Source organism: Acidovorax sp. JHL-9 (assembly GCF_000426205.1).
Taxonomy (GTDB): domain Bacteria; phylum Pseudomonadota; class Gammaproteobacteria; order Burkholderiales; family Burkholderiaceae_C; genus Acidovorax; species Acidovorax soli.
In genome coordinates, this window is sequence record NZ_AUEX01000004.1 from 38,178 (window position 1) to 63,166 (window position 24,989).

Here is a 24,989-nt window from a genome sequence, read left to right on the forward strand (position 1 = left end):
GCTCGGTGTCCCTCGCCTTGGCCGCGCCAGTTGCCTGGGCGGGTGACGGGTCGCAGCATCGTTGATCACTGACACGGAAGGAAACCCATGGAAGCCGCAACGAACAACGCCTCCACCGCCACCCTGATGGAGCAGGTGCTCTACGAGGTCAAGCGCGTGGTGGTCGGGCAGGACCGCTTCCTGGAACGCGTGATGGTGGCCATGCTCGCTCAGGGCCATCTGCTGGTCGAAGGGGTGCCCGGCCTGGCCAAGACGCTCACGGTGAAGACGCTGGCCCGCACCATCCAGGGCAGCTTCAAGCGCATCCAGTTCACGCCCGACCTGGTGCCCGCCGACCTGGTGGGTACGCGCATGTACAACCAGAAGACGGGCGAATTCAGCACCTCGCTGGGCCCGGTGTTCACCCACCTGCTGCTGGCCGACGAGATCAACCGCGCCCCCGCCAAGGTGCAGAGCGCCCTGCTGGAGGTGATGCAGGAGCGCCAGGTGACCATTGCCGGCGAGACCCACAGGGTGCCCGAGCCCTTTCTGGTGATGGCCACGCAAAACCCCATCGAGACCGAAGGCACCTACGCCCTGCCAGAAGCCCAGGTGGACCGCTTCATGATGAAGGTGCTGCTCGGCTACCCCACCGAGGAGGAAGAGTTCGTGATTGCCCAGCGCGCGCTCGATGCGCCCGTGCAGGTGCTGCCGGTGGCCACCACGGCGCAACTGTCGGCGCTGCAGGCCGAATGCCGCAGCGTGTATGTGGACCCGTCGCTGCTGCAGTATGCGGTGAAGCTGGTGGCGGCCACGCGGGCGCCCGCGCAGCACGGCATCAGCGACATGGCGCATTTCATCGCCTGCGGCGCCAGCCCGCGCGCCACCATCTGCCTGGCCGAGGGTGCCCAGGCCCTGGCCATGCTGCGCGGACGCGCCTACGTGCTGCCCGAAGACATGACCGATCTGGCGGCCGACGTGCTGCGCCACCGGCTGTCGCTGTCGTACGAGGCGCTGTCGGACGGGCTCGACGCCGATGCGCTGATCGCCCGCATCATGGCCAAGATACCGGCGCCCGCAAGGCCTTTGCACCATGAACAAAAAGCCGCCTGAAACCGCCACCGTGCAGGCCCTGCACCCCTTGCCGGGGCAGGCCGACCGGCTGCTGCGCGCGCTGGAATGGAAGGTGATCCGGCGGCTGGACGGCCTGCTGCAGGGCGACTACCGCACCCTGGTGCGCGGCAGCGGCCTGGACCTGGCCGACCTGCGCGAATACCAGCCCCACGACGATGTGCGCCACATCGACTGGAACGTGACGGCGCGCCTGGACGCGCCCCATGTGCGCGTATTCACCGAAGACCGCGAAATGTCGGCCTGGTTTCTGCTGGACCTGAGCCCTTCCATCCACTTTGGCCCGCAGGGCCACGCCAAGCGCGACATCCTCACCGGCTTTGTGGCGGTGCTGGCGCGCCTGCTCACCCGCCACGGCAACCGCGTGGGTGCCCTGCTGTATGGCACCGGCCGCGACGGCGTGCGCGCGGTGGATGCGGTGCTGCCCCCGCGCAGCAGCCGCGCGCAGGTGCTGCAGCTCATGCACCAGCTGCTGCAGCCCGCCACCGGCCAGCCCGCAGGCGGCACCCAGCTGGGCGTGCTGCTGCAGGCCGGCCTGGGCGCCATTCGCCGGCGCTCCACCGTGTTCGTGGTGTCGGACTTCATCAGCGCGCCCGGCTGGGACAAGCCGCTGGCCCAGCTCGCGCAGCGCCACGACGTGGTGGCCGTGCGCCTGTTCGACCCGCTGGAGCTGGAGCTGCCCGACCTCGGCCTGGTGCTCCTGCGCGATGCCGAGACCGGCGAGCAGTTGCAGGTCGACACACACGACCAGGGCTTTCGCCAGCGCTTTGCCCGCCTGGCCGCCGAGCGCGAGGCCACCCTGCGCGCGGGCCTGGCCGCCGCGGGCGCCGACACGCTGGAACTGCGCACCGATGACGACCTGATCGACGCCCTGCTGCGCTTCATGGACCTGCGCCAGCGCCGTGCAGGGCCCCGGCTGCGCGCCTTCCAGCCCACCCCCCGCCCGCCGGCCGTGCATGCCGCTGGCTGACCCCTGACACCGAAAGCTCCCACCATGGTTTTCCTCTGGCCCAACCTGCTCTGGCTGCTGCTGGCAGTGCCGCTGCTGGTGCTGCTGTATGCCTGGCTGCTGCACCGGCGCAAGCAGGCAGCGCTGAACTACCCCAGCCTCGGCCTGGTGCGCGCCGCGCTCGGCCCCGGCCAGCGCCTGCGCCGCCATATCCCGCCCGCGCTCTTGCTGCTGGCGCTGGTGGCCCTGCTGCTGGCGGCGGCGCGGCCGCTGGCCGTCATCAAGCTGCCCTCCGAGCAGCAGACCATCATGCTGGCCATGGATGTGTCGGGCAGCATGCGCGCCACCGACGTGCAGCCCGACCGCATCACCGCCGCGCAGGACGCCGCCAAGGCCTTCATCGCCGAGCTGCCGCGCCATGTGCGCGTGGGCATCGTGGCGTTTGCGGGCAGCGCCCAGCTGGCGCAGCTGCCCACCCAGAGCCATGAAGACCTGGTCAAGGCCATCGACAGCTTTCAGCTGCAGCGCGGCACGGCCACGGGCAACGGCATCATGCTGGCGCTGGCCACGCTGTTCCCCGACGCAGGCATCGACATCGCCGCGCTCGGCGGGCGCCAGGCCATGCGGGCGCGCTCGCTCGACGAGGTGACCAATCAGGATCCGGCCAAGACCTTCACGCCCGTGGCGCCCGGCTCCTACAACTCGGCCGCCATCATCATGCTGACCGACGGCCAGCGCACCACGGGCGTGGACCCGCTGGAAGCCGCCCAATGGGCGGCCGACCGGGGCGTGCGCGTGTACACCGTGGGCGTGGGCACGCTGCAGGGCGAGACCATTGGTTTCGAGGGCTGGTCGATGCGCGTGCGCCTGGATGAAGACACCCTCAAGGCCGTGGCCTTGCGCACCCAGGCCGAATACTTCCACGCCGCCACGGCCGCCGACCTGAAAAAGGTCTATGAAACCCTGAGTTCACGCCTCACGGTGGAAAAGCGCGAGACCGAAATCTCGGCCCTGCTGGCGCTGGTGGGCGCCGCGCTGGCGGTGCTGGCGGCAGGGCTGTCGGTGTGGTGGTTCGGGCGGGTGATCTAGTCCGTCACCATCAAAAACAAAGCTGCTTGCGCTTGCGACACAAGCGCCACAACCCCAAAACACCCCAAACCTCGTTAACCGATCAGCCCGCCCGGACCGTCCACCAGGGTGGCCAGCGGCAGGTCGTGCAGCTCCTGCAGCAGGCGCGCCAGCTGCTGCGCGGCGGCATCGACCACCGCCCGCCCCTTGTCGGCCATGGCGGCGGCGGCATTGCCCACGGCGCCAGCAGCGTGGTAGTCCTGCATCTGCCAGCCCAGCTTGGCGCTCTTGCCATTGCCCAGGATGGCGTAGCGCTCGGCGCGGTCCTGCGAGGTAGAGCGGAAATCGCGCGCGTGCGCCATGTGCACCGTGTCCGGCGCCAGGTGCAGCATCATCGAGGTCTCGATCTCGCCCGCATGGATGCCGAAGCGGTGCTCCTCGGCGCTGAACTGGCCCGCCACCGCGTCGGGCAGCGGCAGGCTGAACCAGCTGCTGCTGTAGACCAGCAGCTTGCTGCGCGTGCGCAGCTCGCGCGCCACGATATCCATCACGCTGACCTGGCCGCCGTGGCCGTTGAACAGCAGGAGCTTTTTCACCCCGGCACGCGCCACGCATTCGCCGATCTCGGTCCACAGCGCGATCACGGTGGCGGGCGAGAGCGTGAGCGTGCCCGGAAAACGGATGTGCTCCGGGCTCAGGCCCACCACCTGCGGCGGCAGGAACAGCACGGGCAGCGCGGCGGGCAGCAACGGCAGGGCGGCATCGATCACGCCCTGCAGCAGCGTGGCGTCCACCGACAGCGGCAGGTGCGGCCCATGCTGCTCGATGGCCGCCACGGGCAGCACGGCCACGGTCTGGCGCGCCTGGCCGCTGGCGTGCAGCCGGGCGAAGTCGCGGGTGGAAAGGTCGGCCCAGAAGCGCGACGGCAGGGGCGAGGTGGCGGCGGTCATGTCCGCCATGGTAGTGGAGCAGCGGCGCTGCGCGGATAATCCGGGAGATGTACCAGCCCACGCCACCTGGCACGATGTGCCTGGTGCCGCATTTCGCACCATCCAGCCTGTACGCCCCATGCCCCAGCCCTTTGCCTCCGCGTCGCTTGCCACATTGCGCCACCACCGCTGGGTGCGCCGGGGCCTGTGGGCCTTGCTGGCGCTGTTGCTGCTGTGGCTGCTGAGCTGGCTGTCGGTGCCGGCGCTGGCCAAGGGCCCGCTGGAGCGCATCGCCAGCGAACAACTGGGGCGCCCGGTCACCGTGGGGGCCATCGAGTTCACGCCCTGGACGCTCGAAGTCACGCTGCGCGACATCGCCATCGGCGGTGCCCAGGGCGGCCCGCCCCAACTGGAGATTGCGCGCATCTATGCCGATGCCGAAATGCAGTCGCTGCTGCGCCTGGCGCCGGTGGTCGATGCCCTGGAAATCGACGCGCCCCATCTGCGGCTCACGCACCTGGCCGACGGCCACTACGACGTGGACGACATCCTGGCCCGGCTCACCGCCCCCTCCGACCCACCCGCCAGCGGCCCGGCGCGGCTGGCGCTGCACAACCTGGTGCTGACCGGCGGCGCCATCGACTTCGACGACCGCACCGTGGACAAAACCCACTCCGTGCGCGAGCTGACCCTGAAAGTGCCTTTCATCAGCACCCTGCCCGCGCAACGCGACATCACGGTGGCGCCCCACCTGTCGTTTGCGGTGGGCGACAGCCGGTTTGACTCGTCGGCCCAGGCCACCCCGTTTGCCCAGACCGGCAAGGGCGACGCCACGCTGAAATGGGAGGGGCTCGACCTGGCGCCCTACCTGCCTTACCTGCCTGCCAGCCTGCCGGTGCGGTTGCAGGGCGCCCTGCTCGACCTGGATGTGAAGCTGGCGTTCGAGCAGAAACCCCGCCTGGCCGTCACGCTGACGGGCAAGGTGCAGACGCGCAACGTGCAGATCACCGACCGCGGCAACCAGCCCCTGCTGTCCTACGAGCGCCTCACGGTGGACATGGCCGAGGTGCGCCCGCTCGACCAGGTGGTGCGCCTGGCCAGTGTGGAGCTGGCGGCGCCCGTGGTCACGGCCACGCGCAATGCCCAGGGCGCGATCAACCTCGCGCAACTGTCCGCCCCGGCCGCGCCACCGGCGACCACCCCGCCACCGCCTGCCGCACCGGCACCCCAGGCCCCCGCCAGCGGTGCCACCCCGCCCGCCACCGCCCCCGGCTGGACCGTGGCCGTGGCGCAGGCCGCCGTGCGCAAGGGCCAGGTGCACTGGAGCGATCAGAGCACCCAGCCCGCCGCCGCGCTGCAGGCCACCGAGCTCACACTGGATGTGGCCGGTGTGGCCTATCCCTTCCAGACGCCCCTCACCTTCCAGGGCGCACTGGGCCTGCAGGGCAGCACCCTGGCCTTCAAGGGCCAGGCCACCGACCGGACGGCCGAGGTGAACCTGTCGGCCCAAGGCCTGGCCCTGCAACTGGCCGCGCCCTACCTGGCCCAGACACTGAAGCCCGCGCTGACTGGCCATATCAATGGTGAACTGGCCCTGCAGTGGCAGGCCCCTGCCGGCGACGCCGCCAAGGCAGGCGCCACGGGCGTCACCCTCAGCGCCGGCCCCCTGGCGCTGGAACAACTGGCGCTGCAGCAGGGCAAGACCACACTGGCCGGCGTGGGCAAGCTGGCGCTGGATGGCCTGAAGCTGAACCTGGACCAGCGCACCGTGGACGTCGAGAGCCTGGCCATCACCCAGCCCCAGGCCACGGTGGAACGCGCTGCCGACGGCCGCTGGATGTACGAACGCTGGCTCAAGGCCGCACCCACCACCGCCACGGCCAAGGCGCCTGCCGCGCCCGCCTGGCGTGTGCGCCTGGGCGAGCTGAACGTGAACCAGGGCAGCGTGGCCTTTGCCGACCGCGCCCAGCCCCGCCCCGTGGCGCTGAACCTGTCGGCGTTGAGCCTGCAGGCCCGCAACCTGGCGCCGGACGGCCGCAAGCCCGAGGCCGTCGAACTCTCGGCCCGGGTGGCCGCACGCCGGGGCCAGGCCGGCCAGCTCCGCTACCGTGGCACACTGACACCCCAGCCATTTGCCACGCAAGGGCGCCTGGAAGCCAGCCGCCTGCCCCTGTACGCGCTGGACGGCTACCTGGCCGACCAGCTGGCCATCGAACTGCTGCGCGCCGACCTGGGCTTTCGCGGCCAGGTGGCCCTGTCCCAGAGCGCGCGCGGCACCACGCTGCGCGTGAATGGCGACGCCGCCATCGACGACCTGCGCGCCAACAGCACGGCCGCCGCCACGCCCAAGACCGCCGCACAGGTGGGCGAAGAACTGCTGGCCTGGAAGAGCCTGGGCCTGCGCGGCCTGGCCGTGGCCCTGGCACCGAACACCGCCCCGCGGGTGGAGGTGAAGGAAACCAGCCTGGCCGACTTCTTTGCGCGCGTCACCATCAACGAAAACGGCCGCATCAACCTGAGCGACATCGCCAAAAGCCCGGCGGAGGTCAGCCACCAGGCACCGGCCGCAAACACCGCATCCCCCGCCCCGTCGGCGCCCGCGGACGCCACGGCATCGGCCAGCACCCCGCTGCCCCCAGCACCAGCCATCCCGCCTGACCCGCTGGCCCCGGTGGTGGTGTTCGGCCCGGTGAGCCTGGTCAACGGCAAGGTGCTGTTCTCGGACTACTTCATCCGGCCCAACTACTCGGCCGACCTGACCGAGCTGACCGGCAAGCTCAGCGCGTTCTCGTCCCAGCCCCCGGGCGGCGAGCCCGTGCTGGCCGATCTGGAGCTGCGCGGCCGCGCCGAGGGCTCGGCCGCGCTGGAGATCACCGGCAAGCTCAACCCGCTGGCCAAGCCGCTGGCGCTGGACATCGTGGGCAAGGTGCGCGACCTCGAACTGCCGCCCCTCTCGCCCTATTCGGTGAAATACGCGGGCCATGGCATCGAGCGCGGCAAGCTCAGCATGGACGTGTCGTACAAGGTGCTGCCCGACGGCCAGCTCACGGCGAGCAACAAGCTGGTGCTCAACCAGCTCACGTTTGGCGAGCCCGTGGAGGGAGCCCCCAACAGCCTGCCGGTGCGGCTGGCCGTGGCCCTGCTGGCCGACAGCCATGGCGTGATCGACCTCGATCTGCCCATCAGCGGCTCGCTGAACGACCCGCAGTTCCGCATCGGCCCCGTCATCTTCAAGATCATCGTCAACCTGATCGGCAAGGCCATCACGGCCCCTTTCAGCCTGCTGGCCCGCGCTTTCGGGGGCGGTGATGAACTGAGCACCGTGGCCTTCGCCCCCGGCAGCGCCAGCCTCACGCCCGAGGCACGGCAGGGCCTGGACAAGGTGGCCAAGGCCCTGATCGAGCGGCCCGCGCTCAAGCTCACCGTGACGGGCACGGCCAGCCTGGCGCGCGAGCGCGAAGCCATCCAGCGCGAGCGCCTGCAAGACCTGGTGCGCGCCGAAAAGCGCCGCGCCACCCCCGCCGACACCACCCCCGTGCAGGCCGCCGAATACCCGGCGCTGCTCAAGGCGGTGTACCGCCGCGCCGACATGCCCAAGCCCCGCAACCTGGTGGGCATGGCCAAGGACCTGCCCGTGCCCGAGATGGAAGCCCTGCTGCTGGCCCACCTGCCCGCCGCCACCGAAGAGCTGGCGACCGAGTTGGCCACGCACCGCGGCCAGGCCGTCAAGGCCTACCTGGCCGAGCAGAAGCTGCCCGAGGGACGCCTGTTCCTGGCCGCCCCCAAGGCCGCCACGCCGGACGAAAAATGGACACCCCAGGCCCAGCTGAGCCTAGCCACCCAATAGGCGGACCGCGCACGGCGCTCCGGAACCAACCGCAGCGCCAGCGCTCACACCCTGCAACCATGCCCCATCGCCTGCTCTCCCACTTTTTCTTCGCTCTGCTTTTCATAGCTGCCAGCGCTTCATGGACAGGCACCAGCGCCCAATTCAACTCAAAACCCGATGCCCGTACCGGCAGCGTGGTCACCACGCCCCGCGTGCGTGCCGAACTCGTGGCGCACGCGCCCGAGGGCGTGGGCCCCGGCCAGCCGCTGTGGCTGGGCCTGCAAATCACCCACCAGCCCGAGTGGCACACCTACTGGAAGAACCCCGGCGACTCTGGCCTGCCCACCGAGCTGGCCTGGACGCTGCCCACCGGCCTCACGGCGGGCGACATCGCCTGGCCCGTGCCCCACACCATCCGCATCGGCACCCTTGCCAACCATGGCTACGAAGGCACGGTGCTGCTGCCCGTGCCGGTGCAGGTGGGCCCGGACTTCAAGGTGCCGCTGGCGGGCAACGGCACGCTCGATGTGCGCCTGCGCGCCACCTGGCTGGTGTGCCGCGTCGAGTGCATTCCCGAAGAGGGCGACTTCGCACTGCAGCTGCCCGTGCGCGGCTCCACCGCCCTGCACGCCGCCGCCTTCGCCCAGAGCCAGGCCGATCAGCCGCTGGCGCTGGCCGGAACGAGCCAGGTGCAGGTGCAGGGCGAGCGCCTTCAATTGCGCGTGCGCGGGCTGCCCGCCGCGGCACGCGGCCAGACGCTGGCCCTGTTCGCGGAAACGCCCGAGGTGCTAATCTCCGCCGCCGTGCCCGGCAAGGACTGGACCCAGGCCTGGGATGGCGATGCCTGGACCGCCGACCTGCCGCTGTCGCCCCAGCGGGGTGACACGCCCGAGCGCCTGCCGCTGGTGCTGGCGCTGGAGCAGCGCCCCGCAGACCGCGCGGCCCCCCACGCCTGGCGCACCGTGGCCGACGTGAACGGCACCTGGGCCGCCGCCACGCGCGCCAGCGTGTCGCCCGCGCTGGCGGCGGCGCTGGAGGCCAACAAGGCCGCCTCCCCTACACCTGCCCCCACCAGCGCTTCGCTGGGTACGCTGCTGGCGGCGCTGGCAGGTGGGCTGCTGGGCGGCCTGCTGCTCAACCTCATGCCCTGCGTGTTTCCGGTGCTGGCCATCAAGGTGCTGGGCTTTGCGCAGCATGGCAGCAACCGGCGCGCGCAGCGCCTGGCCGGTGCTGCCTACACCAGTGGCGTGGTGCTGTCGTTCCTGGCGCTGGGCGGCCTGCTCCTGGGCCTGCGCGCGGCGGGCGAGCAGCTGGGCTGGGGCTTTCAGCTGCAGTCGCCCGCCGTGGTGGCGGGGCTGGCCGCGCTGTTCACGCTGATCGGGCTCAACCTGGCGGGCCTGTTCGAGTTCGGCCAGTTCGTGCCGGGGCGCCTGGCCACGCTGCAGGCCCGCCACCCGGTGGGCGACGCGTTTTTGTCGGGCGTGCTGGCCGTGGCCATTGCCTCGCCCTGCACCGCACCCTTCATGGGCGCCTCGCTGGGCTTTGCCGTGGCCATGCCCGCCGCGCAGGCGCTGGCGGTGTTTGCAGCGCTCGGCCTGGGCATGGCCCTGCCCTACCTGGCGGCCAGCCTGGTGCCGGCCGTGGTGGGCTGGCTGCCGCGGCCCGGCCCCTGGATGGTGACCTTCCGCCACGCCATGGCCTTCCCCATGTTTGCCACGGTGGTCTGGCTGGTGTGGGTGCTGGGCCAGCAAAGCGGCATCGACGGCGCCGGCGCGCTGCTGGCGCTGCTGGTGGCCGGCAGCGCGCTGGTGTGGTCGCTCACGCTGCGCGGCCGCACCCGGATGGTGATTGCTTCTGTTTTAATAGCATCCGGCGCATGGCTGGCAAGCGCTATTGGCCAAAACATCACCAAACCAGTGGAGCGTGCCGCCCAGGTCGCGGTGGGCGCCACCAGCGCCTGGCATGCCTGGTCTGCCGAGCGCACGGCCGAACTGATGGCTGGTGGCCAGCCAGTGTTTGTGGACTTCACCGCCGCCTGGTGCGTGACCTGCCAGTACAACAAGCGCACCACCCTTACCGACAGCAGCGTGCTGGCCGACTTCGCCGAGCGCAAGGTGGCCCTGCTGCGCGCCGACTGGACCCGCCGCGACCCCGCCATCACCGCCGCGCTCGCCCAGCTCGGGCGCAGCGGCGTGCCGGTGTATGTGCTGTATGCACCCGGCAAGGCGCCGGTGGTGCTGACCGAGATCCTCAGCGTGGCCGAGGTGCGGCAGGCGCTGGCGGCGCTGTAGCGGCCCGGCCGCTGGAGATGGAGCAGCCCGGATTGCTCCTTGATGGATAGCTGTTGGCGCCGATCCATCCAGCGCTTTTGGCCAAAATGGCTTCCAAATGCCAACGCCGGTGGGCAGCACACCTTGCCACGGCGGTAGCCTTCAAGGGACAAGTCCGACGCACTGCCCCAAAACACCCGGGTGACGATATCCTCAAGCCCGGCAGGATCGGCACCGCCGGTACGCCACGACGTCCGCTTCCACCCCACCGCCCGTCCACGCTCCCACCGTTCCATGTCCCAGCCCTCAAATTCCTTGTGGAGCCCCCTGCGCCAGACTGCCTTCCGGGGCCTGTGGGCGTGCGGCGGCGTGTTCTTCGTGGGCAACGGCATGCAGACGATGGCGGCGGCCTGGCTCATGGTGGAGCTCACGGGCTCGTCGTTTCTGGCGGCGCTGGTGCAGACGGCCGTGTTCATGCCCATGTTTTTGCTGGCGCTGCCCGCCGGCGTGCTGGCCGACACCACCGACCGCCGGCGCCTGATTGCGGGCGCGCTGCTGGCCCAGACCGGCGCCTGCGCGCTGCTGGCCCTGCTCACGCTGGGTGGCTGGAGCGGCCCGGCCTCGGTGCTGTTCCTCGTCTTTGTGTGCGGCTGCTGCACGGCCATGCTCACACCCGCCTGGAATTCGTCGGTCATCGACCCGGTGCCGCGCGACGAATGGCCGCAGGCCATCACCGCCGTCAGCATTGCCTACAACGCCGCGCGCGCCGTGGGGCCCACGCTGGCAGGGCTGCTGTTCGCGCTGCTCGGGGCAGGCTGGGTGTTCGCCGTCACGGTGGCGACCACGCTGGTGATGTGGGAGTCGATTCGCCGCTGGCCGCCCAAGGCGCACCCGCCTTCCAAGCTGCCGGCCGAGCGCCTGTGGGGCGGCACGCTCAGCGGCCTGCGTTTTGCCTGGCATTCGCGCATCATTTTGGCGCAGCTGGTGCGCGTAACGGCCTTTGGCGCGGCGGGCTCGGCCCTGTGGGCGCTGCTGCCGGTGATTGCCCAGCGCCTGGGCACGGGCGCGCAGGGCTTTGGCCTGCTCATGGGCTGCCTGGGCACGGGCGCCGTGCTGGTGGGCCTGGTGCTGGGGCGGCTGCGGACGCGCTTCGGCATGGAGGCCATCGTGGGCACCGGTGGCGGGGTGTTTGCCGCCGCCATGCTGGCTGCCGCGCTCACGCAGCTGGCCTGGTTCATCTACCTGTGGATGCTGCTGGCGGGCGCGGCCTGGATGTCGTCCATGTCCACCTTCAACACCGCCACCCAGGCCAGCGCGCCGCAGTGGGTGCGCTCGCGCGCCGTGGCCATGCACATGGTGGCGGCGCTGGGCGCGTTTGCCATGGGCTCGGCCTTCTGGGGCGCTGCGTCCGACCTCATCGGCCTCACGCCTACGCTGTGCCTGGCCGCCGCGCTGATGGTGGCCAGCCTGCTGCTGGCCAAGCCGATGCCGCTGCGCATGGGCGCCCTGCACGAGGTGACGCAGGCCACGCCCTGGGATGAACTGTTCATCGAGTCCGAGCCCCTGCCCGAGGCCGGCCCGGTGGCCGTGGAGGTGGGTTACCGCATTGCGCCGGGCAGCGACGCGGCCTTCCTGGACGCCATCAGCCGCATGAAGGCCCCGCGCCGCCGCGACGGCGCCACCTTCTGGCGCGTGTACAAGGATCTGGGCGAACCCTCGCGCTATGTGGAGCGCTTCATCGTCGAGTCCTGGGCCGACTACCTGCACCAGCGTGCCCGCGCCACCATGGCCGACCAGGCGCTGGAGACCGAGGTGCGGGCGTTTCTGGCCCCGGGGCAAACCGCGCGCATGTCGCACTACATCGCAGAACGGTGAAGCCTCCCTGAGCGGCTGCGCCGCTCGGTGTCGCCGCGAGACGCGGCAACTCTTCGGAGCAGTCCAAACCTGCGCAGGCGGGTTTGGAGCCGCTGCTCCTCAGCCCCGGAGGGGGACGCCACCGGTGGCCTGGCAAAGCCAGTTCCACGCTGGCGCTGGCGGGGGCCGTGAACGCACCGGGCGCCCGGGGCTTGTGCGCGAAGGATGCGTTGCGCTCCCTGCGACAATTGCGGGCATGAGCACCACCTTCGCCCCCCTCACCAACGACACCTTCCTGCGCGCCTGCCGCCGCCAGGCCACCGACTACACCCCCCTGTGGCTGATGCGCCAGGCGGGCCGCTACCTGCCCGAATACAAGGCCACGCGCGCCCAGGCTGGCAGCTTCATGGGGCTGGCGATGAACGTGGACTTCGCCACCGAGGTCACGCTGCAGCCGTTGGCCCGCTTCCCGCTCGACGCCGCCATCCTGTTCAGCGACATCCTCACCGTGCCCGACGCCATGGGCCTGGGCCTGTCGTTCGCCGAGGGCGAGGGCCCGCGCTTCGCCAAGTCGGTGCGCAACGAGGCCGACGTGGCCGAACTCGCCGTGCCCGACCTGGACAAGCTGCGCTATGTGTTCGACGCCGTCACCAGCATCCGCAAGGCGCTCAATGGGCGTGTTCCGTTGATCGGCTTCTCGGGCAGCCCCTGGACGCTGGCCTGCTACATGGTCGAGGGCAAGGGGTCGGACGACTACCGCCTGGTCAAGACGCTGATGTACAGCCGCCCCGACCTGATGCACCGCATCCTGGCCGTGAACGCCGACGCCGTGGCTGCCTACCTCAACGCCCAGATCGACGCGGGTGCCCAGGCCGTGATGATTTTTGACAGCTGGGGCGGCGTGCTGGCCGATGGCGCTTTCCAGGAGTTCAGCCTGGCCTACACCCAGCGCGTGCTGGCAAAGCTCAAGCGCACCGGCGTCGATGGCCAGGACGTGCCGCGCATCGTCTTCACCAAGGGCGGCGGCATCTGGCTGGAAGACATGAAGGACATAGCCTGCGAAGTGCTGGGCCTGGACTGGACGGCCCACCTCGGCAAGGCGCGCGCCATCGTCGGCGGGCAGGCGGGCGGCCCCGGCAAGGCGCTGCAGGGCAATATCGACCCCAACGTGCTGTTTGCGCCCCCCGCGCAGATCGTCACCCAGGTGCACGCCGTGCTCGACAGCTTTGGCAAGCCGCACACCGACCGCAGCACCACCGGCCCCACGCACATCTTCAACCTGGGCCACGGCATCAGCCAGTTCACCCCGCCCGAGCATGTGGCAGCGCTGGTCGAAGCAGTGCACAGCCATTCGCGTGCGCAGCGCCAGGGTTGAGGGACCCACCGCTGGCTGTGGCATTCCTGCCATGGTTATGCACACCACGGGTGCAGCCACCGGGGCCACTGCATGGGCCCCACACCTGCGGCAAAGAATCTGTGACAACTTCAAAAAACCATCCTAAGTAGTTGATTTTGAAGGATTTAGCACTTTTGCACTTTTTGTAAGCAAACCAGCCAGAACGTGTTATTTCAAGGACTTGCGTGCCAAATCCCAGAGATATCAACAAAGTTATCCACAAGAATGCTGAATTTCATGGAAATTCCCCATGAAATCAAGTACTTGCACCCCAAAGTGAAGAAAATCCTGAAGAGCACCCACCCAGGGCTAGCACAAATCGGGGGCGTTTCCCCCACTTGACGTCCCCGGCCTGCACCACTTATGCACAATTTTTGTGGTGCGACGCAGCAAAATGGCGGCGGCACGCGCTAGCACAAAAATTGCGCAAAAATTTCTTCAGACAATTGATTCATAAGGATTTTTTGCCCATGCCTTTTTTCCGTGCAATCTGTTCCAAGCCAGTATTCATGCGGCTTGGCAGCGCTTCCGGGCAGGATGTCAACAAAGTTATCCACAGAAATCCGGGATGATCTGGCGAACCCCATCAAATCAAGCACTTAGCCGCCCAATCTCCACACGGCATCCATAAGCCGCTGCAACCCCGCACTTTTCCGTGTCCTCGCCTTTCTGCATCGTCCACATCGCCCTGCAGACGCCTGCCCACAGCGGCGTGGGTGACCTGCTGAGCTACGCCAGTGAGCGCCCGCTCACACCCGGCACGCTCGTGCGTGTGCCGCTGGGCAGCCGCGAGGTGCTGGGCGTGGTGTGGGATGCCGACGAGGCCACCGGCGAGCTGCCCGATGGCGCCACCCTGCGGCCGATTGCCGGGGTGCTCGACGGCGTGGCGCCGCTGGATTCGCCCTGGCGCCGTCTGGTGGCATTTGCCGCGCGCTACTACCAGCGCGCCCTGGGCGAGGTGGCCCTGGCCGCCCTGCCCCCGCAGCTGCGCGACCTGCGCCCCGAGCAGCTGGCGCGCCGCCTGCGCCGCCCCGGCACGGCATCGGAGGCTCCACAAGACGCCATTCAAAACATAGCACTCACCACGGAGCAGGAAAGGGCCAGAGCCCGAATTGCCTCGGACAATGGCCCCTTTTTGCTGTTTGGCAGCACCGGCAGCGGCAAGACCGAGGTCTACCTGCGCTGCGTGCAGGAGATGCTGGAGGCCGACCCGACCGCCCAGGCGCTGGTGATGGTGCCCGAGATCAACCTCACGCCGCAGCTCGAAGAACGCTTCGTGGGCCGCTTTGCCCCACGCTTCGGCCCCGGCGCCGTGGTCTCGCTGCACAGTGGCATGACGAACCCCCAGCGCCTGAAAAGCTGGCTGGCCGCCCACAGCGGCCGCGCACGCATCGTGCTGGGCACGCGCATGGCGGTGTTCGCCAGCCTGCCGTGCTTGAAACTCATCGTGGTAGATGAAGAGCACGACCCCAGCTACAAGCAGCAGGAGGGCGCCCGCTATTCGGCGCGCGACCTGGCGATCTGGCGCGGGCGCGAGCAGGGCGCCAAGGTGCTGCTGGGCTCGGCCACGCCATCGCTGGAGAGCTGGCACGCCAGCGACCCCACCGTGGGCCGCTACCTGCGGCTGGAAATGCCCAGCCGCATCGGGGCAGGTGCCCTGGCCCGCGTGCGCCGCGTGGACATGAACCAGCAGCCCCGGCGCACCGTGTTCAGCGCACCGCTGCTGGCCGCCATCACCGAGCGCGTGGCGCGCGGCGAGCAAAGCATGGTGCTGCTCAACCGCCGCGGCTACGCCCCCGTGCTGCACTGCGTGGACTGCGGCTGGAAGAGCGACTGCCCGCACTGCAGCGCGCACCAGGTGTTCCACAAGACCGACCGCACCCTGCGCTGTCACCACTGCGGCTACACGGTGCGCGTACCGTTTCACTGCCCCACCTGCGGCAGCCCCGACATCCACCCCATGGGCCGGGGCACCGAGCAGCTCGAAGAACAGCTCGGCGCCCTGCTGCGCAACGTGCAGCGCCCCGACGGCAACCCGGCCCGCATCGCACGCATCGACGCCGACACCACCAAGGCCAAGGGCGCGCTGGAGGCGCAGCTGGCGCAGGTGCATGCGGGCGAGGTGGACGTGCTGGTGGGCACGCAGATGATCGCCAAGGGCCACGACTTTCGCCGCATCACGCTGGTGGCCGCCGTGCAGCCAGACGGTGCGCTGTTCAGCAGCGATTTTCGTGCGCCCGAGCGGCTGTTTGCGCTGCTCATGCAAGCCGCAGGCCGCGCCGGACGCGACGCCGCCTACATGGCCGCCCAGGGCACGCAGTGCGAGATGTGGGTACAGAGCTTTCACCCCCAACATGCCGTGTTCGAGGCGCTGCGCACGCACGACTACGAGGCTTTTGCCGCCCGGCAGCTCCAGGAGCGCGAAGAGGCCGCCATGCCGCCGTTCTCGTACCAGGCGCTGGTGCGGGCCGATGCGCGCACGCAGGAGGTAGCGCAAGGCTTTCTGACGGCGGCCACCGCCGCCGCCCACGCCGCGCAGTTGCCTGGCTTGCCCGATGGCACGGTCATCCTGTTCCCGCCCGTGCCGCTCACGATCCAGCGCGTGGCCAATGTGGAGCGCGCCCAGATGCTCCTGGAAAGCAGCAGCCGCGCCACCCTGCAGCGCTTTCTGGCAGCGTGGCAACCGGTGCTGCAAGCCACGCGCAGCCTGCCCGAGCACAAGGGCCTGATCCGCTGGCTGGTGGACGTGGACCCGCTGGCGATCTAGGGCCACGTGCCTCAGAACCGGTTCAAAGCGCTTCGTCGTGCAGGTGGGTCTGCAGGATCTGCCGGAAGCTGGCCATGGCGGGCGCAGTGGTGCGACCCACCAGCGTGATGACGGCGTAGCGAGCGCCGGCGCGCATGTCCGGATGCATGGGCAGCGGGACCAGCCGGCCCGAATCCAGCCCCGCGCGGGCAGCCGCGCGCACGCCCAGGAACACGGCATCCGACTGCTCCACGGCCGCCAGCAAGGCGGACACGTCGTCGCACTCCAGCCGCACCATCTCCGACGGATGCGCCTGCAGCCCGAACTGGTCCACCATCAGCCGGATCACTTCGTCCGACAGCGGCGTGCAGGCCACGGGGTACGCCAGCACCTGCGCCAGTGTCACGCGCGCAGCACCCGCCAGCGGATGGCCGGAGCGCACGATGAAATCGGCGCGCTGCTCGGCCAGCGCTTCGATCTGCAGGTCGGGCGCGGGCACCACGCGGCGCAGGTCCACCACCAGCGCATCGCACTGCCGGTTGCGCAGCTGCATCACCAGCAGCTCGGCCGGCCCGTGGGTGACCGAAACGCGCAGGCCCGGGTGGTCACGCGCGACCGTTGTCAGCAGCGGCACGGTAAGCAGCGCGGCAGGACCCGAGCCCAGCCCCACGCTGATGCGTCCCAGGTCACCCTGCTGCAGCAGGCGAGCGCTGTCGCGCAAGGCTTCCAGGTCACGCAGGATGGGCCGCGCACGGGCCACGACCTCCTGCCCCAGCGGGGTGAGGGTGTTGCGCTTGCCCAGGCGGTCCAGCACCGGGCCACCCAGTTCCACCTCCAGCCCCTGGATGCTGCGACTGAGCGCCGACTGGGTGATGAACAGGCGCGCCGCCGCACGGCTGAACGATCCCGTATCGGCAACGGCCAGCAAATGTTCCAGGTGACGCAGGTTCATGCGATATATGAGCTCAACGAATGGTTTTCAGGAAAATAATACATTGGACGCATAGCGTTGCACTCCCTAGGATGCGCTTACAACCATCGATACGGAGACACACCATGCCCTCTTCCTCCTCCCGCCTGGCGCGCCGCACGGTCACACTGATCGGCGGCCTGCTTCTCAGTGCCGGAGCCCTGGCCCAGAACTTTCCCGCCAAGCCCGTCACGCTGATGGTGCCCTATCCGGCCGGCGGGGTTTCAGACGTGATCGCCCGCACGGTGAACAACACGCTGGGCAAACAGCTGGGCCAGCCGGTCATCGTGGAAAACCTCGGGGGTGCCAGCGGCTCCATCGCAGCGCAGAAGGTGCTGAGCCAGCCCTCGGACGGCCACATGATCTTTCAGGGCTCGCCCAACGAGCTGATCCTGGCGCCGCTGGCCATCTCGGCCATCAAGTTCAAGAGCGAGGATTTCCGCCTGGTGAACATGATCGCGACCGCGCAGATCGGCTTCCTCACCCGTGGCGACCTGCCGGTGAACAGCATCGACGAGTTCGTGGAATACGCCCGCAAGCAGGCCCAGCAGGGCCGCCCCATCACCTACGCCAGCGTGGGCCCGGGTTCGTTCTACCACCTGCTGGGCGAGCACCTGTCCAAGGTCACCGGCATCCCGATGGTGCATGTGCCGTACAAGGGCGGCGCCCCAGCCGAGCAGGACCTGATCTCCGGCCAGGTGGACATCTTCCTGTCGCCCTTTGCCACCAAGCACGTCGATCTGCGCAAGGCCGGCCGCATCAAGGTGCTGGCGCTGCTGAACTCCGCCCGCCTCGATACCGCCAAGGACATCCCCGCCATCACCGAGAGCAAGGCCCTCAAGGACTTCACCTTCAACATCTGGACCGGCTACTTCGTCAAGCGCGACACGCCCGAGGCCGTGGTCGCCACCCTGCACAAGGCCATCGCCGGCACGCTCGCCGAGCCCACCGTGCGCGCCAACCTCGAGGCCGCCAGCCAGACGCCAGCGCCGACGCTCTCCGTCGCAGAGGCCGCCAAGGCCTACACCGACGGCACGGCGCAGTTCCGCGCGATCGCCAAATCCATCAACCTCCAAGCGCAGTAAACCCATGGACCGTGCGATTCCCGAAGCCCTGCTCGCGCAGGCCGACACCTTTGTGGCGCTGCGGCGCGACCTGCACCGCCACCCCGAGCTGGGATTCCAGGAACTGCGCACCAGCGCCCTGGTGGCCGAAAAGCTCACGCAGTGGGGCTATGCAGTGACGCGCGGCCTGGGCGGCACCGGCGTGGTGGGCCAGCTGCGCCGCGGCACCGGCACCCGCCGCCTGGGCCTGCGGGCCGATATGGATGCGCTGCCCATCACCGAAGCCACGGGCCTACCCCATGCCAGCTGCCACGCCGGCCTGATGCACGCCTGCGGCCACGACGGCCACACCGCCATGCTGCTGGCCGCGGCGCACCACCTGGCGCACCACGGGCAGTTCAGCGGCACGCTCAACCTCATCTTCCAGCCCGCCGAGGAAGGCCTGGGCGGCGCCCGCAAGATGATGGACGACGGCCTGTTCCAGCGCTTTCCGTGCGACGCCATCTTTGGCATGCACAACATGCCTGGCCACCCGCCAGGGCACCTGCTGTTTCGCACCGGGGCCTTCATGGCGTCCAGCGAAAACATCACCATCACGCTGCACGGCGTGGGCGGGCACGGCGCCATGCCGCACCACAGCGCCGACCCGGTGGTGGCGGGCTCGGCCATCGTGCTGGGCCTGCAGAGCATCGTGGCGCGCAACGTACCGCCCCTGCAGATGGCGGTGATCACCGTGGGTGCGTTCCAGGCGGGCGAGGCCAACAACGTGATCCCGCAGACGGCCACGCTCAAGCTCAGCGTGCGCTCGCTGGACCGCGGCGTGCGCGAGCTGCTCAACCGCCGCATCCGCGAGCTGGTGGAAGCCCAGGCGCAGAGCTATGGCGTGCGGGCCGAGGTGGACTTCCGCGGTGGCTACCCGGTGCTGGTCAACACCCCGGCCGAAACCGAGTTTGCGCGCCAGGTAGGCCGCGAACTGGTGGGCGACGCGCAGGTGACCGAGCAGGCCGAGCCCCTGACCGGCAGCGAAGACTTCGCCTTCATGCTGGAAGACGTGCCCGGCAGCTACCTGCTGATCGGCAACGGCGACGCAGCCACGGGCGGCCATGGCGCCTGCATGGTGCACAACCCCAACTACGACTTCGAAGACCGCAACATCGCGGTGGGCAGCGCCTACTGGGTGCGGCTGGCCGAACGCTTTCTGGCCAACGCAGCCTGATACGGTTTTGCCTTCAAACGTATCACTTCGTTGGTTCGCCTTGCCGTGCTAGAGCACTGTCTGCGGCTTCCCGCCTCGTTATCCGCTTGAAGGCAAGACCGTATGGGGCCCCCGGCCCTGTCGGCCCTGCCCCGGGCGCGGGCATGGCCGGGGGGGGGCGCGGCACGCCAGCCGCCGGCACGCGACAATGCGCCCACTTCCGGAGCCGCCATGGACACCACCGACCCCGCCCACGCTTTCACCCAAGCCTGCACCCGCGAGGGCTTCACCGAACTCGTGGAGGTCGAGCGCAAAGCCCACGGCGCCTGGGACACGCACACCCACCCGTTCGAGGCCAAGGCGCTGATCCTGGCGGGCGAGATCCGCATCCGCACCGGGGACGGCGCCGAGCGCACCTACCGCGCGGGCGATATCTTCCACCTGCAGCACGAAGAGCCCCACGCCGAGTGGTATGGCCCCGAGGGCGTGCGCTACCTGGTGGCGCGGCGCAGCAGCGCGGGCTGAGCAGCCCCGGGCACTTCCAGGCCATTTCGGTCTGCAGCCCGGCAATATCAGGCGCGATTAGCGACCATTCCAATAGCACCAAGAGCCCCACGGGCAGGCTCAGGTGAGCAGCGCCACCGCGCCCGAAAAGCTCAGGAAGGCCAGCGCGGTGGAGACCAGGATGATCCGCGCGATGCGGCCGTTGTGGGCGCCGAAGCGCTCGGCCAGCAGCGAGACATTGCTCGCACTGGGCAAGGCGGCCAGCAGCACCAGCACGGTGAGCGCAAACGGCGACAGCGGCACACCCAGCACGATGGCCATCCGGCCCACGCCCCACACCAGCAGCGGGTGCAGCAGCAGTTTGGCCAGGGCAATGGGCACGTAGTCACGCACCAGCACCTGTTCGTGCTGGTTCATCTGCGAGCGCGCCAGCACGGCGCCGATCGTGAACAGCGCCACGGGCGAGGCGGCATCGGCCAGCATGGCCACGGTTTTTTCCACCGGGCCGGGCAAGCTGAACCGCAGGGCCGACGCCAGCGCGCCCAACGCAATCGACCAGGGCATGGGGTTGGTGGCCATGCCCCTGAAGGCGTTGCGCAAGGCCACACCCACGCCGTGGGTGCCGGCGCCATCGAGGCGCGACAGCGCAATGCACAGCGAGCTGGTGATGACCATGTCCATCACGAGGGTGACGATGACCGGGCCCGCGCTTTGCGCCCCCAGCAGCGCCACCAGCAGGGGCACGCCCATGAAGCCGGTGTTGGGAAAGGCCGCCACCAGGGCGCCGAAGGCCGCATCGTTCCAGCCGATGCGCGCGTTGCGGGTGAGTGCCACCGTGCCGCCCACCATGACCAGCGCGCACAGCAGGTACACGCCCGCCACGGCCGGGTCGAGCAGTTGCCCGATGGGCGTGCTGGCACCGAAGCGGTACAGCATGCAAGGCAGCGCAAAGTACAGCACGAAGGCGTTGAGCCCCGGGATGGCGGGCTGCGGCAGCACGCCGCTGCGCGCGGCCAGGTAACCGCAGAGCACGAGCGCAAAGAAAGGAAAGGTAACAAGCAGGACAGACAGCACGGCGGGGATTCTCGCAGGCGCAGGCTTTGCCACCGCCGCTTCGCCATGTGAAATTTAGTGCACCCCACCGCCACCGCGCCAGGCAGTCCATGCCCACCCCCGGCTCTGTATCATTGCGCGCTCTGCGTCGTCCGCCCGCTGCACGCTCCCCGCTTTCCCCGTCTTTCCCCCCACCCCTCCATGTCCGCCGGCCTCAATCTCGCCCAGCTTCAGGCTGTCCATTACACCGAAGGCCCCTGCCTGGTACTGGCCGGTGCAGGCTCTGGCAAGACGCGGGTGATCACGCACAAGATCGCCCACATGATCGAGCGCGGCACGGAGCCCCGGCGCATCGCCGCCATCACCTTCACCAACAAGGCCGCCGCCGAAATGCGCGAGCGGGCCAAGGGCCTCATCGGCCGCCGGGCCAAGGATGTGCTGGTGTGCACCTTCCACGCCCTGGGCGTGCGCATGGTGCGCGAGGATGGCGCGGTGCTGGGCCTCAAACCCCAGTTCAGCATCATGGATGCCGACGACGTGGCCGGCATCCTGAAAGACGCCGCTGGCGGCACCACCGACCTGGCCACGGCGCGCCAGTGGCAGTGGACCATCAGCAAGTGGAAGAACATGGGGCTCGATGCCGCGCAGGCCCTGGCCCAGGCGGCCGACGACAACGAGCGCAGCATTGCCGTGGTGATGGCGCGCTACGAAGAGCGCCTGGCTGCCTACCAGAGCGTGGACTTCGACGACCTGATCGGCATGCCGCTCAGGCTGCTGCGCGACTTCCCGGAGGTGCGCGCCAAGTGGCAGGCGGCCCTGGCCCATGTGCTGGTCGATGAGTACCAGGACACCAATGCCACGCAGTACGAGCTGTTGAAACTGCTGGTGGGCGAACGCGGCCACTTCACGGCCGTGGGCGACGATGACCAATCCATCTACGGCTGGCGCGGCGCCACGCTCGACAACCTCCGAAAACTGCCGCTGGACTACCCCACACTCCAGGTCATCAAGCTGGAGCAGAACTACCGCTCCACCAGCGCCATCCTGCGCGCGGCCAACAACGTGATCGGGCCCAACCCCAAGCTGTTTCCCAAGACGCTGTTCAGCGAACTGGGCGAGGGCGAACCCGTGCGCGTGGTCGATGCCGACAGCGAGGAACATGAAGCCGAGCGCGCCGTGGCCCGCATCCAGAGCTTGCGCGCCGCCGCCAACCCGCCGCCGGACTGGAAAAGTTTTGCCATCCTGTACCGCGCCAACCACCAGGCCAAGCCGTTCGAGAAGGCGCTGCGCCGGGCCAGCATTCCGTACAAGGTGTCGGGCGGCACCAGCTTTTTTGACCGTGCCGAAATCAAGGACCTGTGCGCCTGGTTCCGCCTGTGGATCAACAACGACGACGACCCGGCATTTCTGCGCGCCATCGGCAGCCCCAAGCGCGGCATAGGCCACGCCACGCTGGCGGCCCTGGGCGCGTTTGCCACGCAGCACAAGCAGAGCATGTTCGGTGCGCTGTTCAACGGCATGCTGCCCGCCGCTGTCCCGAAGCGCGCGCTGGACGGCCTGCACGAGTTTGGCCGCTACATCAACTACCTGGAATACAGCGCCCGCCGCACCCATGGCGCCGAAGAAGCCCGCGCCTTTCTGAATGAATGGCTCAAGGAGATCGGCTACGAGCAGCACCTGTACGACAACGAGGACAGCGAGAAGGTGGCCGCCGCCCGCTGGAGCAATGTGCTGGAGTTCTGCGACTGGATGGCCCAGCGCGCCGGCGGGCAGATCGACGACACGGCAGGCGCCGTGGTGGCCAAGGAGACCAAGAGCCTGCTGGAAGTGTCGCAGACCATCGCCCTGCTCTCCACCATCAGCGAGCGCGAGCAGGAGCAGGACATGGTCACGCTGTCGACCCTGCACGCCAGCAAGGGGCTGGAGTGGCCCCATGTGGTGCTGGTCGGCGTGACCGAAGGCATGCTGCCCTTCAAGCTCGACGACGACGAAGGCCGCCAGCTGAAAGTCGCCGATGACACCCTGCAGCGCCTGCAGGAAGAGCGCCGCCTGATGTACGTGGGCATCACCCGCGCCCAGCGCACGCTGGCCGTGAGCTGGACCAAAAAACGCAAGAAGGGCCGCGAGATGGTGGCCGCGCGGCCCAGCCGCTTCATTGCCGAGATGGGCCTGGACAAAGCCACCACGCGCGAAGACCCGCGCGCAAAGCTCAAGGCCTTGCGCGCCGAATTTGCCGCCAAGGCCCAGGCCGCCAACGCAGCACCCACCCCATGACGCCACGCACCGCAAACCCCAGGGCATGGCCCACGCCAAGGCCTGCGCTTGCTTGCATTTTGATAGCCATCAGCGCTTTTGCTACAAGTGCAACAGGCCAAAATGACCCAAAATCCACGGCCGCTTGCCCGGCCGCGGTCGACCTGAATCACCAGCATCTGCAAGGCCGCTGGCACGCCACGCTGCAGGCCGCCACGCCCGACGCAGCGCCCGCACCCGCCACCACGGCGGTGCTGCAGCTGGGCCCCCATCCCGAGCTGGCCGAGAGCGTGCGCGGCACCGTGCAGCGCGGCGGCGCCAGTGCACAGCTCAGCGGTGATGTGGATGCGGGCGAGCTGGCCTTGGAAGAATCGGTCAACGGCACCAACATCAGCGCCACCTGGACCGGCCAGGTGGTCGAAGGCAGTTGTGGCAAGGAAATACGCGGAACATGGAACAACGTCCACCCCTCCCTCTCTCTCCCTTTCGTGCTGCGCAAGCAGCCGGGCTGGCAGTGAGGGCACGCCACGGCGCCGCGCTGGCGCTGGCGCTGCTCGCCCCGGCCGGTGCCGCCCTGGCCCAGACCGGGTCTGCCGGCAGCACCTCCGCGCCCGCCAGCGCCGACAACGCCTGGCGCCGGTGCGCGGCCCTGGGCAACGACAGCCAGGCCCGCCTGGCCTGCTTCGACCAGTGGGCTGGCCAGCAGGCCTGGCAGGCGCCCGCGGCATCGGCTGCGGCCAGCACCGAGGGCGCAGCCGACCCGGCGGCGGTGCCGCTGCCGGTGGACACCCGGCTGCCGGCCACCCGCATCATCGACGTGGCCCAGACCGAAGGCTGCCGCGACACGCAATACAGCGACCTCTCGCGCTTCTGGGAGCTGGAGTCGGGCAGCAACTGCGGCACCTTCGGCTTTCGCGGCTACCGGCCGCTGTCCGTGTCGGTGGTGGCCAGCAGCAACGTGAACCGCCAACCCAGCTCGGACGCCGATGGCCGCACCGCGACAGAATTCACCCCCTACCAGCGCACCGAAAACCGCATCCAGCTGTCGGTGCGCACCAAGATTGCCCAGGGCATGCTCACCCAGGGCCACCCCACGCTCAAGGATTCGCTGTGGTTTGGCTACACGCAGCAGTCGTACTGGCAGCTGTTCAGCCCCGGCATCTCGCGCCCCTTCCGCACCACCGACCATGAGCCCGAGGTGATGTATGTCTACCCCACCGACGCCCGGCTGCCCTTTGGCTGGCGCTGGCGCTACAGCGGTGCCGGCCTGGTGCACCAGTCCAACGGCCAGAGCAACCCCTTGTCGCGCAGCTGGAACCGCATCTACCTCATGACCGGCATGGAGCTGGACAACCGCTGGAACATCCAGGCGCGCATCTGGAAACGCCTGTCCGAAAACAGCCCCGATGACGACAACCCCGGCATCAGCGACTACATCGGCCGGGGCGAGGTGAAGGCGTTCTGGAACCTGGACAAGGACAACACCCTGGGCGCCACGCTGCGCCACTCGCTGGCCAGCAATGGGCGCGGCTCGGCCCGGCTGGAGTGGCTGCAAACCCTGGGCACCGGCCTGGGTGGCAACAGAAGCAACCTGCGCCTGCACACCCAGCTGTTCAGCGGCTACGGCGACAGCATGATCGACTACAACAGGAAGCGCACGGTGTTCAGCCTGGGGCTGAGCCTGGTGGACTTCTAGAGTACATCTCCAGTCGTGGGCCAGCAACACGCGCCGGCGCCCGCGTGCGACGGGTGCGCAAGACATGGCCAATGGCATCGTGGCGGCCCGCGCCACCCACCAG

The 24,989-nt window shown here is 69.2% G+C and carries 17 protein-coding genes; 14 read left to right on the top strand and 3 right to left on the bottom strand.

Features of this window, described 5'->3' with window-relative positions:
- Positions 1-87 precede the first annotated feature (87 nt).
- From K225_RS0104325 to K225_RS0104335, 3 genes are read left to right on the top strand one after another with little or no spacing between them, the layout of a single operon-like run.
- Entirely contained in the window at positions 88-1,092 is a 1,005-nt protein-coding gene (locus K225_RS0104325) for a MoxR family ATPase (RefSeq protein ID WP_026435272.1), read from the top strand.
- On the top strand, positions 1,073-2,080 hold the full coding sequence (locus K225_RS0104330) for a DUF58 domain-containing protein (protein WP_026435273.1): 1,008 nt from the start codon (positions 1,073-1,075) through the stop codon (positions 2,078-2,080). Before K225_RS0104325 ends, K225_RS0104330 begins: the two co-directional genes overlap by 20 nt.
- Positions 2,081-2,104: 24 nt before the next feature.
- Positions 2,105-3,148, top strand: coding sequence for a VWA domain-containing protein (locus tag K225_RS0104335; protein WP_026435274.1), 1,044 nt, complete (start codon positions 2,105-2,107; stop codon positions 3,146-3,148).
- Between the two features lie 74 nt (positions 3,149-3,222).
- Here K225_RS0104335 and K225_RS0104340 read toward each other — a convergent pair whose 3' ends face one another.
- Positions 3,223-4,077 carry a creatininase family protein gene (locus tag K225_RS0104340; RefSeq protein WP_026435275.1) on the bottom strand — a complete coding sequence of 285 codons (855 nt, stop codon included), beginning with the start codon at positions 4,075-4,077 and terminating at the stop codon, positions 3,223-3,225.
- Between the two features lie 118 nt (positions 4,078-4,195).
- Between K225_RS0104340 and K225_RS0104345 the strand changes: the two genes are divergently transcribed.
- The 5 genes from K225_RS0104345 (at position 4,196) to priA (ending at position 16,172) form a co-directional block, all read left to right on the top strand.
- Positions 4,196-7,903 carry a DUF748 domain-containing protein gene (locus K225_RS0104345; protein WP_026435276.1) on the top strand — a complete coding sequence of 1,236 codons (3,708 nt, stop codon included), beginning with the start codon at positions 4,196-4,198 and terminating at the stop codon, positions 7,901-7,903.
- A 59-nt stretch (positions 7,904-7,962) separates the two neighbouring features.
- A complete protein-coding gene (locus K225_RS0104350; RefSeq protein ID WP_026435277.1) occupies positions 7,963-10,176 on the top strand; it encodes a protein-disulfide reductase DsbD in 2,214 nt (737 codons plus the stop codon).
- A 273-nt stretch (positions 10,177-10,449) separates the two neighbouring features.
- Positions 10,450-12,030, top strand: coding sequence for an MFS transporter (locus K225_RS0104355; protein WP_026435278.1), 1,581 nt, complete (start codon positions 10,450-10,452; stop codon positions 12,028-12,030).
- Positions 12,031-12,265: 235 nt separating this feature from the next.
- The gene (hemE, locus tag K225_RS0104360) at positions 12,266-13,384 is read left to right on the top strand and encodes a uroporphyrinogen decarboxylase (protein ID WP_034711778.1); all 1,119 of its coding nucleotides are present in this window, start codon (positions 12,266-12,268) and stop codon (positions 13,382-13,384) included.
- Positions 13,385-14,060: 676 nt separating this feature from the next.
- Positions 14,061-16,172, top strand: coding sequence for a primosomal protein N' (gene priA, locus K225_RS0104365; RefSeq protein ID WP_026435280.1), 2,112 nt, complete (start codon positions 14,061-14,063; stop codon positions 16,170-16,172).
- Between the two features lie 22 nt (positions 16,173-16,194).
- Here priA and K225_RS0104370 read toward each other — a convergent pair whose 3' ends face one another.
- Positions 16,195-17,103 carry a LysR family transcriptional regulator gene (locus tag K225_RS0104370; RefSeq protein ID WP_026435281.1) on the bottom strand — a complete coding sequence of 303 codons (909 nt, stop codon included), beginning with the start codon at positions 17,101-17,103 and terminating at the stop codon, positions 16,195-16,197.
- Positions 17,104-17,207: 104 nt separating this feature from the next.
- Here K225_RS0104370 and K225_RS0104375 point away from each other — a divergent pair, with 104 nt between their 5' ends.
- From K225_RS0104375 to K225_RS0104385, 3 genes are all read left to right on the top strand, one after another.
- On the top strand, positions 17,208-18,206 hold the full coding sequence (locus K225_RS0104375) for a tripartite tricarboxylate transporter substrate binding protein (protein WP_026435282.1): 999 nt from the start codon (positions 17,208-17,210) through the stop codon (positions 18,204-18,206).
- Positions 18,207-18,210: 4 nt separating this feature from the next.
- Positions 18,211-19,401, top strand: coding sequence for a M20 aminoacylase family protein (locus tag K225_RS0104380; RefSeq protein ID WP_026435283.1), 1,191 nt, complete (start codon positions 18,211-18,213; stop codon positions 19,399-19,401).
- A 210-nt stretch (positions 19,402-19,611) separates the two neighbouring features.
- The gene (locus K225_RS0104385) at positions 19,612-19,905 is read left to right on the top strand and encodes a cupin (protein ID WP_026435284.1); all 294 of its coding nucleotides are present in this window, start codon (positions 19,612-19,614) and stop codon (positions 19,903-19,905) included.
- A gap of 99 nt (positions 19,906-20,004) precedes the next feature.
- Here K225_RS0104385 and K225_RS0104390 read toward each other — a convergent pair whose 3' ends face one another.
- Positions 20,005-20,958: an AEC family transporter gene (locus tag K225_RS0104390; RefSeq protein ID WP_026435285.1), complete on the bottom strand. Its 954-nt coding sequence runs from the start codon at positions 20,956-20,958 to the stop codon at positions 20,005-20,007.
- A 180-nt stretch (positions 20,959-21,138) separates the two neighbouring features.
- On the opposite strand from K225_RS0104390, the gene K225_RS0104395 reads away from it, so the two are divergent.
- From K225_RS0104395 to K225_RS0104405, 3 genes are read left to right on the top strand one after another with little or no spacing between them, the layout of a single operon-like run.
- Complete coding sequence (locus K225_RS0104395) at positions 21,139-23,211, top strand: ATP-dependent helicase (protein WP_026435286.1); 2,073 nt, start codon at positions 21,139-21,141, stop codon at positions 23,209-23,211.
- Positions 23,208-23,708: a hypothetical protein gene (locus K225_RS0104400; protein WP_051248674.1), complete on the top strand. Its 501-nt coding sequence runs from the start codon at positions 23,208-23,210 to the stop codon at positions 23,706-23,708. Before K225_RS0104395 ends, K225_RS0104400 begins: the two co-directional genes overlap by 4 nt.
- Complete coding sequence (locus K225_RS0104405) at positions 23,642-24,886, top strand: phospholipase A (RefSeq protein ID WP_026435288.1); 1,245 nt, start codon at positions 23,642-23,644, stop codon at positions 24,884-24,886. The genes K225_RS0104400 and K225_RS0104405 overlap by 67 nt, the downstream gene beginning before the upstream one ends.
- Positions 24,887-24,989 lie beyond the last annotated feature (103 nt).

What these genes read in the sequence shown, in the direction of transcription:
- K225_RS0104345 (WP_026435276.1), top strand. Translation starts at nt 4,196, where the DNA reads ATGCCCCAGCCCTTTGCCTCCGCGTCGCTTGCCACATTGCGCCACCAC.
- K225_RS0104370 (WP_026435281.1), bottom strand. Translation starts at nt 17,103, where the DNA reads ATGAACCTGCGTCACCTGGAACATTTGCTGGCCGTTGCCGATACGGGA.
- K225_RS0104385 (WP_026435284.1), top strand. Translation starts at nt 19,612, where the DNA reads ATGGACACCACCGACCCCGCCCACGCTTTCACCCAAGCCTGCACCCGC.
- K225_RS0104335 (WP_026435274.1), top strand. Translation starts at nt 2,105, where the DNA reads ATGGTTTTCCTCTGGCCCAACCTGCTCTGGCTGCTGCTGGCAGTGCCG.
- K225_RS0104380 (WP_026435283.1), top strand. Translation starts at nt 18,211, where the DNA reads ATGGACCGTGCGATTCCCGAAGCCCTGCTCGCGCAGGCCGACACCTTT.
- K225_RS0104330 (WP_026435273.1), top strand. Translation starts at nt 1,073, where the DNA reads ATGAACAAAAAGCCGCCTGAAACCGCCACCGTGCAGGCCCTGCACCCC.
- K225_RS0104400 (WP_051248674.1), top strand. Translation starts at nt 23,208, where the DNA reads ATGACGCCACGCACCGCAAACCCCAGGGCATGGCCCACGCCAAGGCCT.
- K225_RS0104325 (WP_026435272.1), top strand. Translation starts at nt 88, where the DNA reads ATGGAAGCCGCAACGAACAACGCCTCCACCGCCACCCTGATGGAGCAG.
- K225_RS0104375 (WP_026435282.1), top strand. Translation starts at nt 17,208, where the DNA reads ATGCCCTCTTCCTCCTCCCGCCTGGCGCGCCGCACGGTCACACTGATC.
- K225_RS0104405 (WP_026435288.1), top strand. Translation starts at nt 23,642, where the DNA reads ATGGAACAACGTCCACCCCTCCCTCTCTCTCCCTTTCGTGCTGCGCAA.
- K225_RS0104340 (WP_026435275.1), bottom strand. Translation starts at nt 4,077, where the DNA reads ATGACCGCCGCCACCTCGCCCCTGCCGTCGCGCTTCTGGGCCGACCTT.
- K225_RS0104350 (WP_026435277.1), top strand. Translation starts at nt 7,963, where the DNA reads ATGCCCCATCGCCTGCTCTCCCACTTTTTCTTCGCTCTGCTTTTCATA.
- K225_RS0104355 (WP_026435278.1), top strand. Translation starts at nt 10,450, where the DNA reads ATGTCCCAGCCCTCAAATTCCTTGTGGAGCCCCCTGCGCCAGACTGCC.
- hemE (WP_034711778.1), top strand. Translation starts at nt 12,266, where the DNA reads ATGAGCACCACCTTCGCCCCCCTCACCAACGACACCTTCCTGCGCGCC.
- K225_RS0104395 (WP_026435286.1), top strand. Translation starts at nt 21,139, where the DNA reads ATGTCCGCCGGCCTCAATCTCGCCCAGCTTCAGGCTGTCCATTACACC.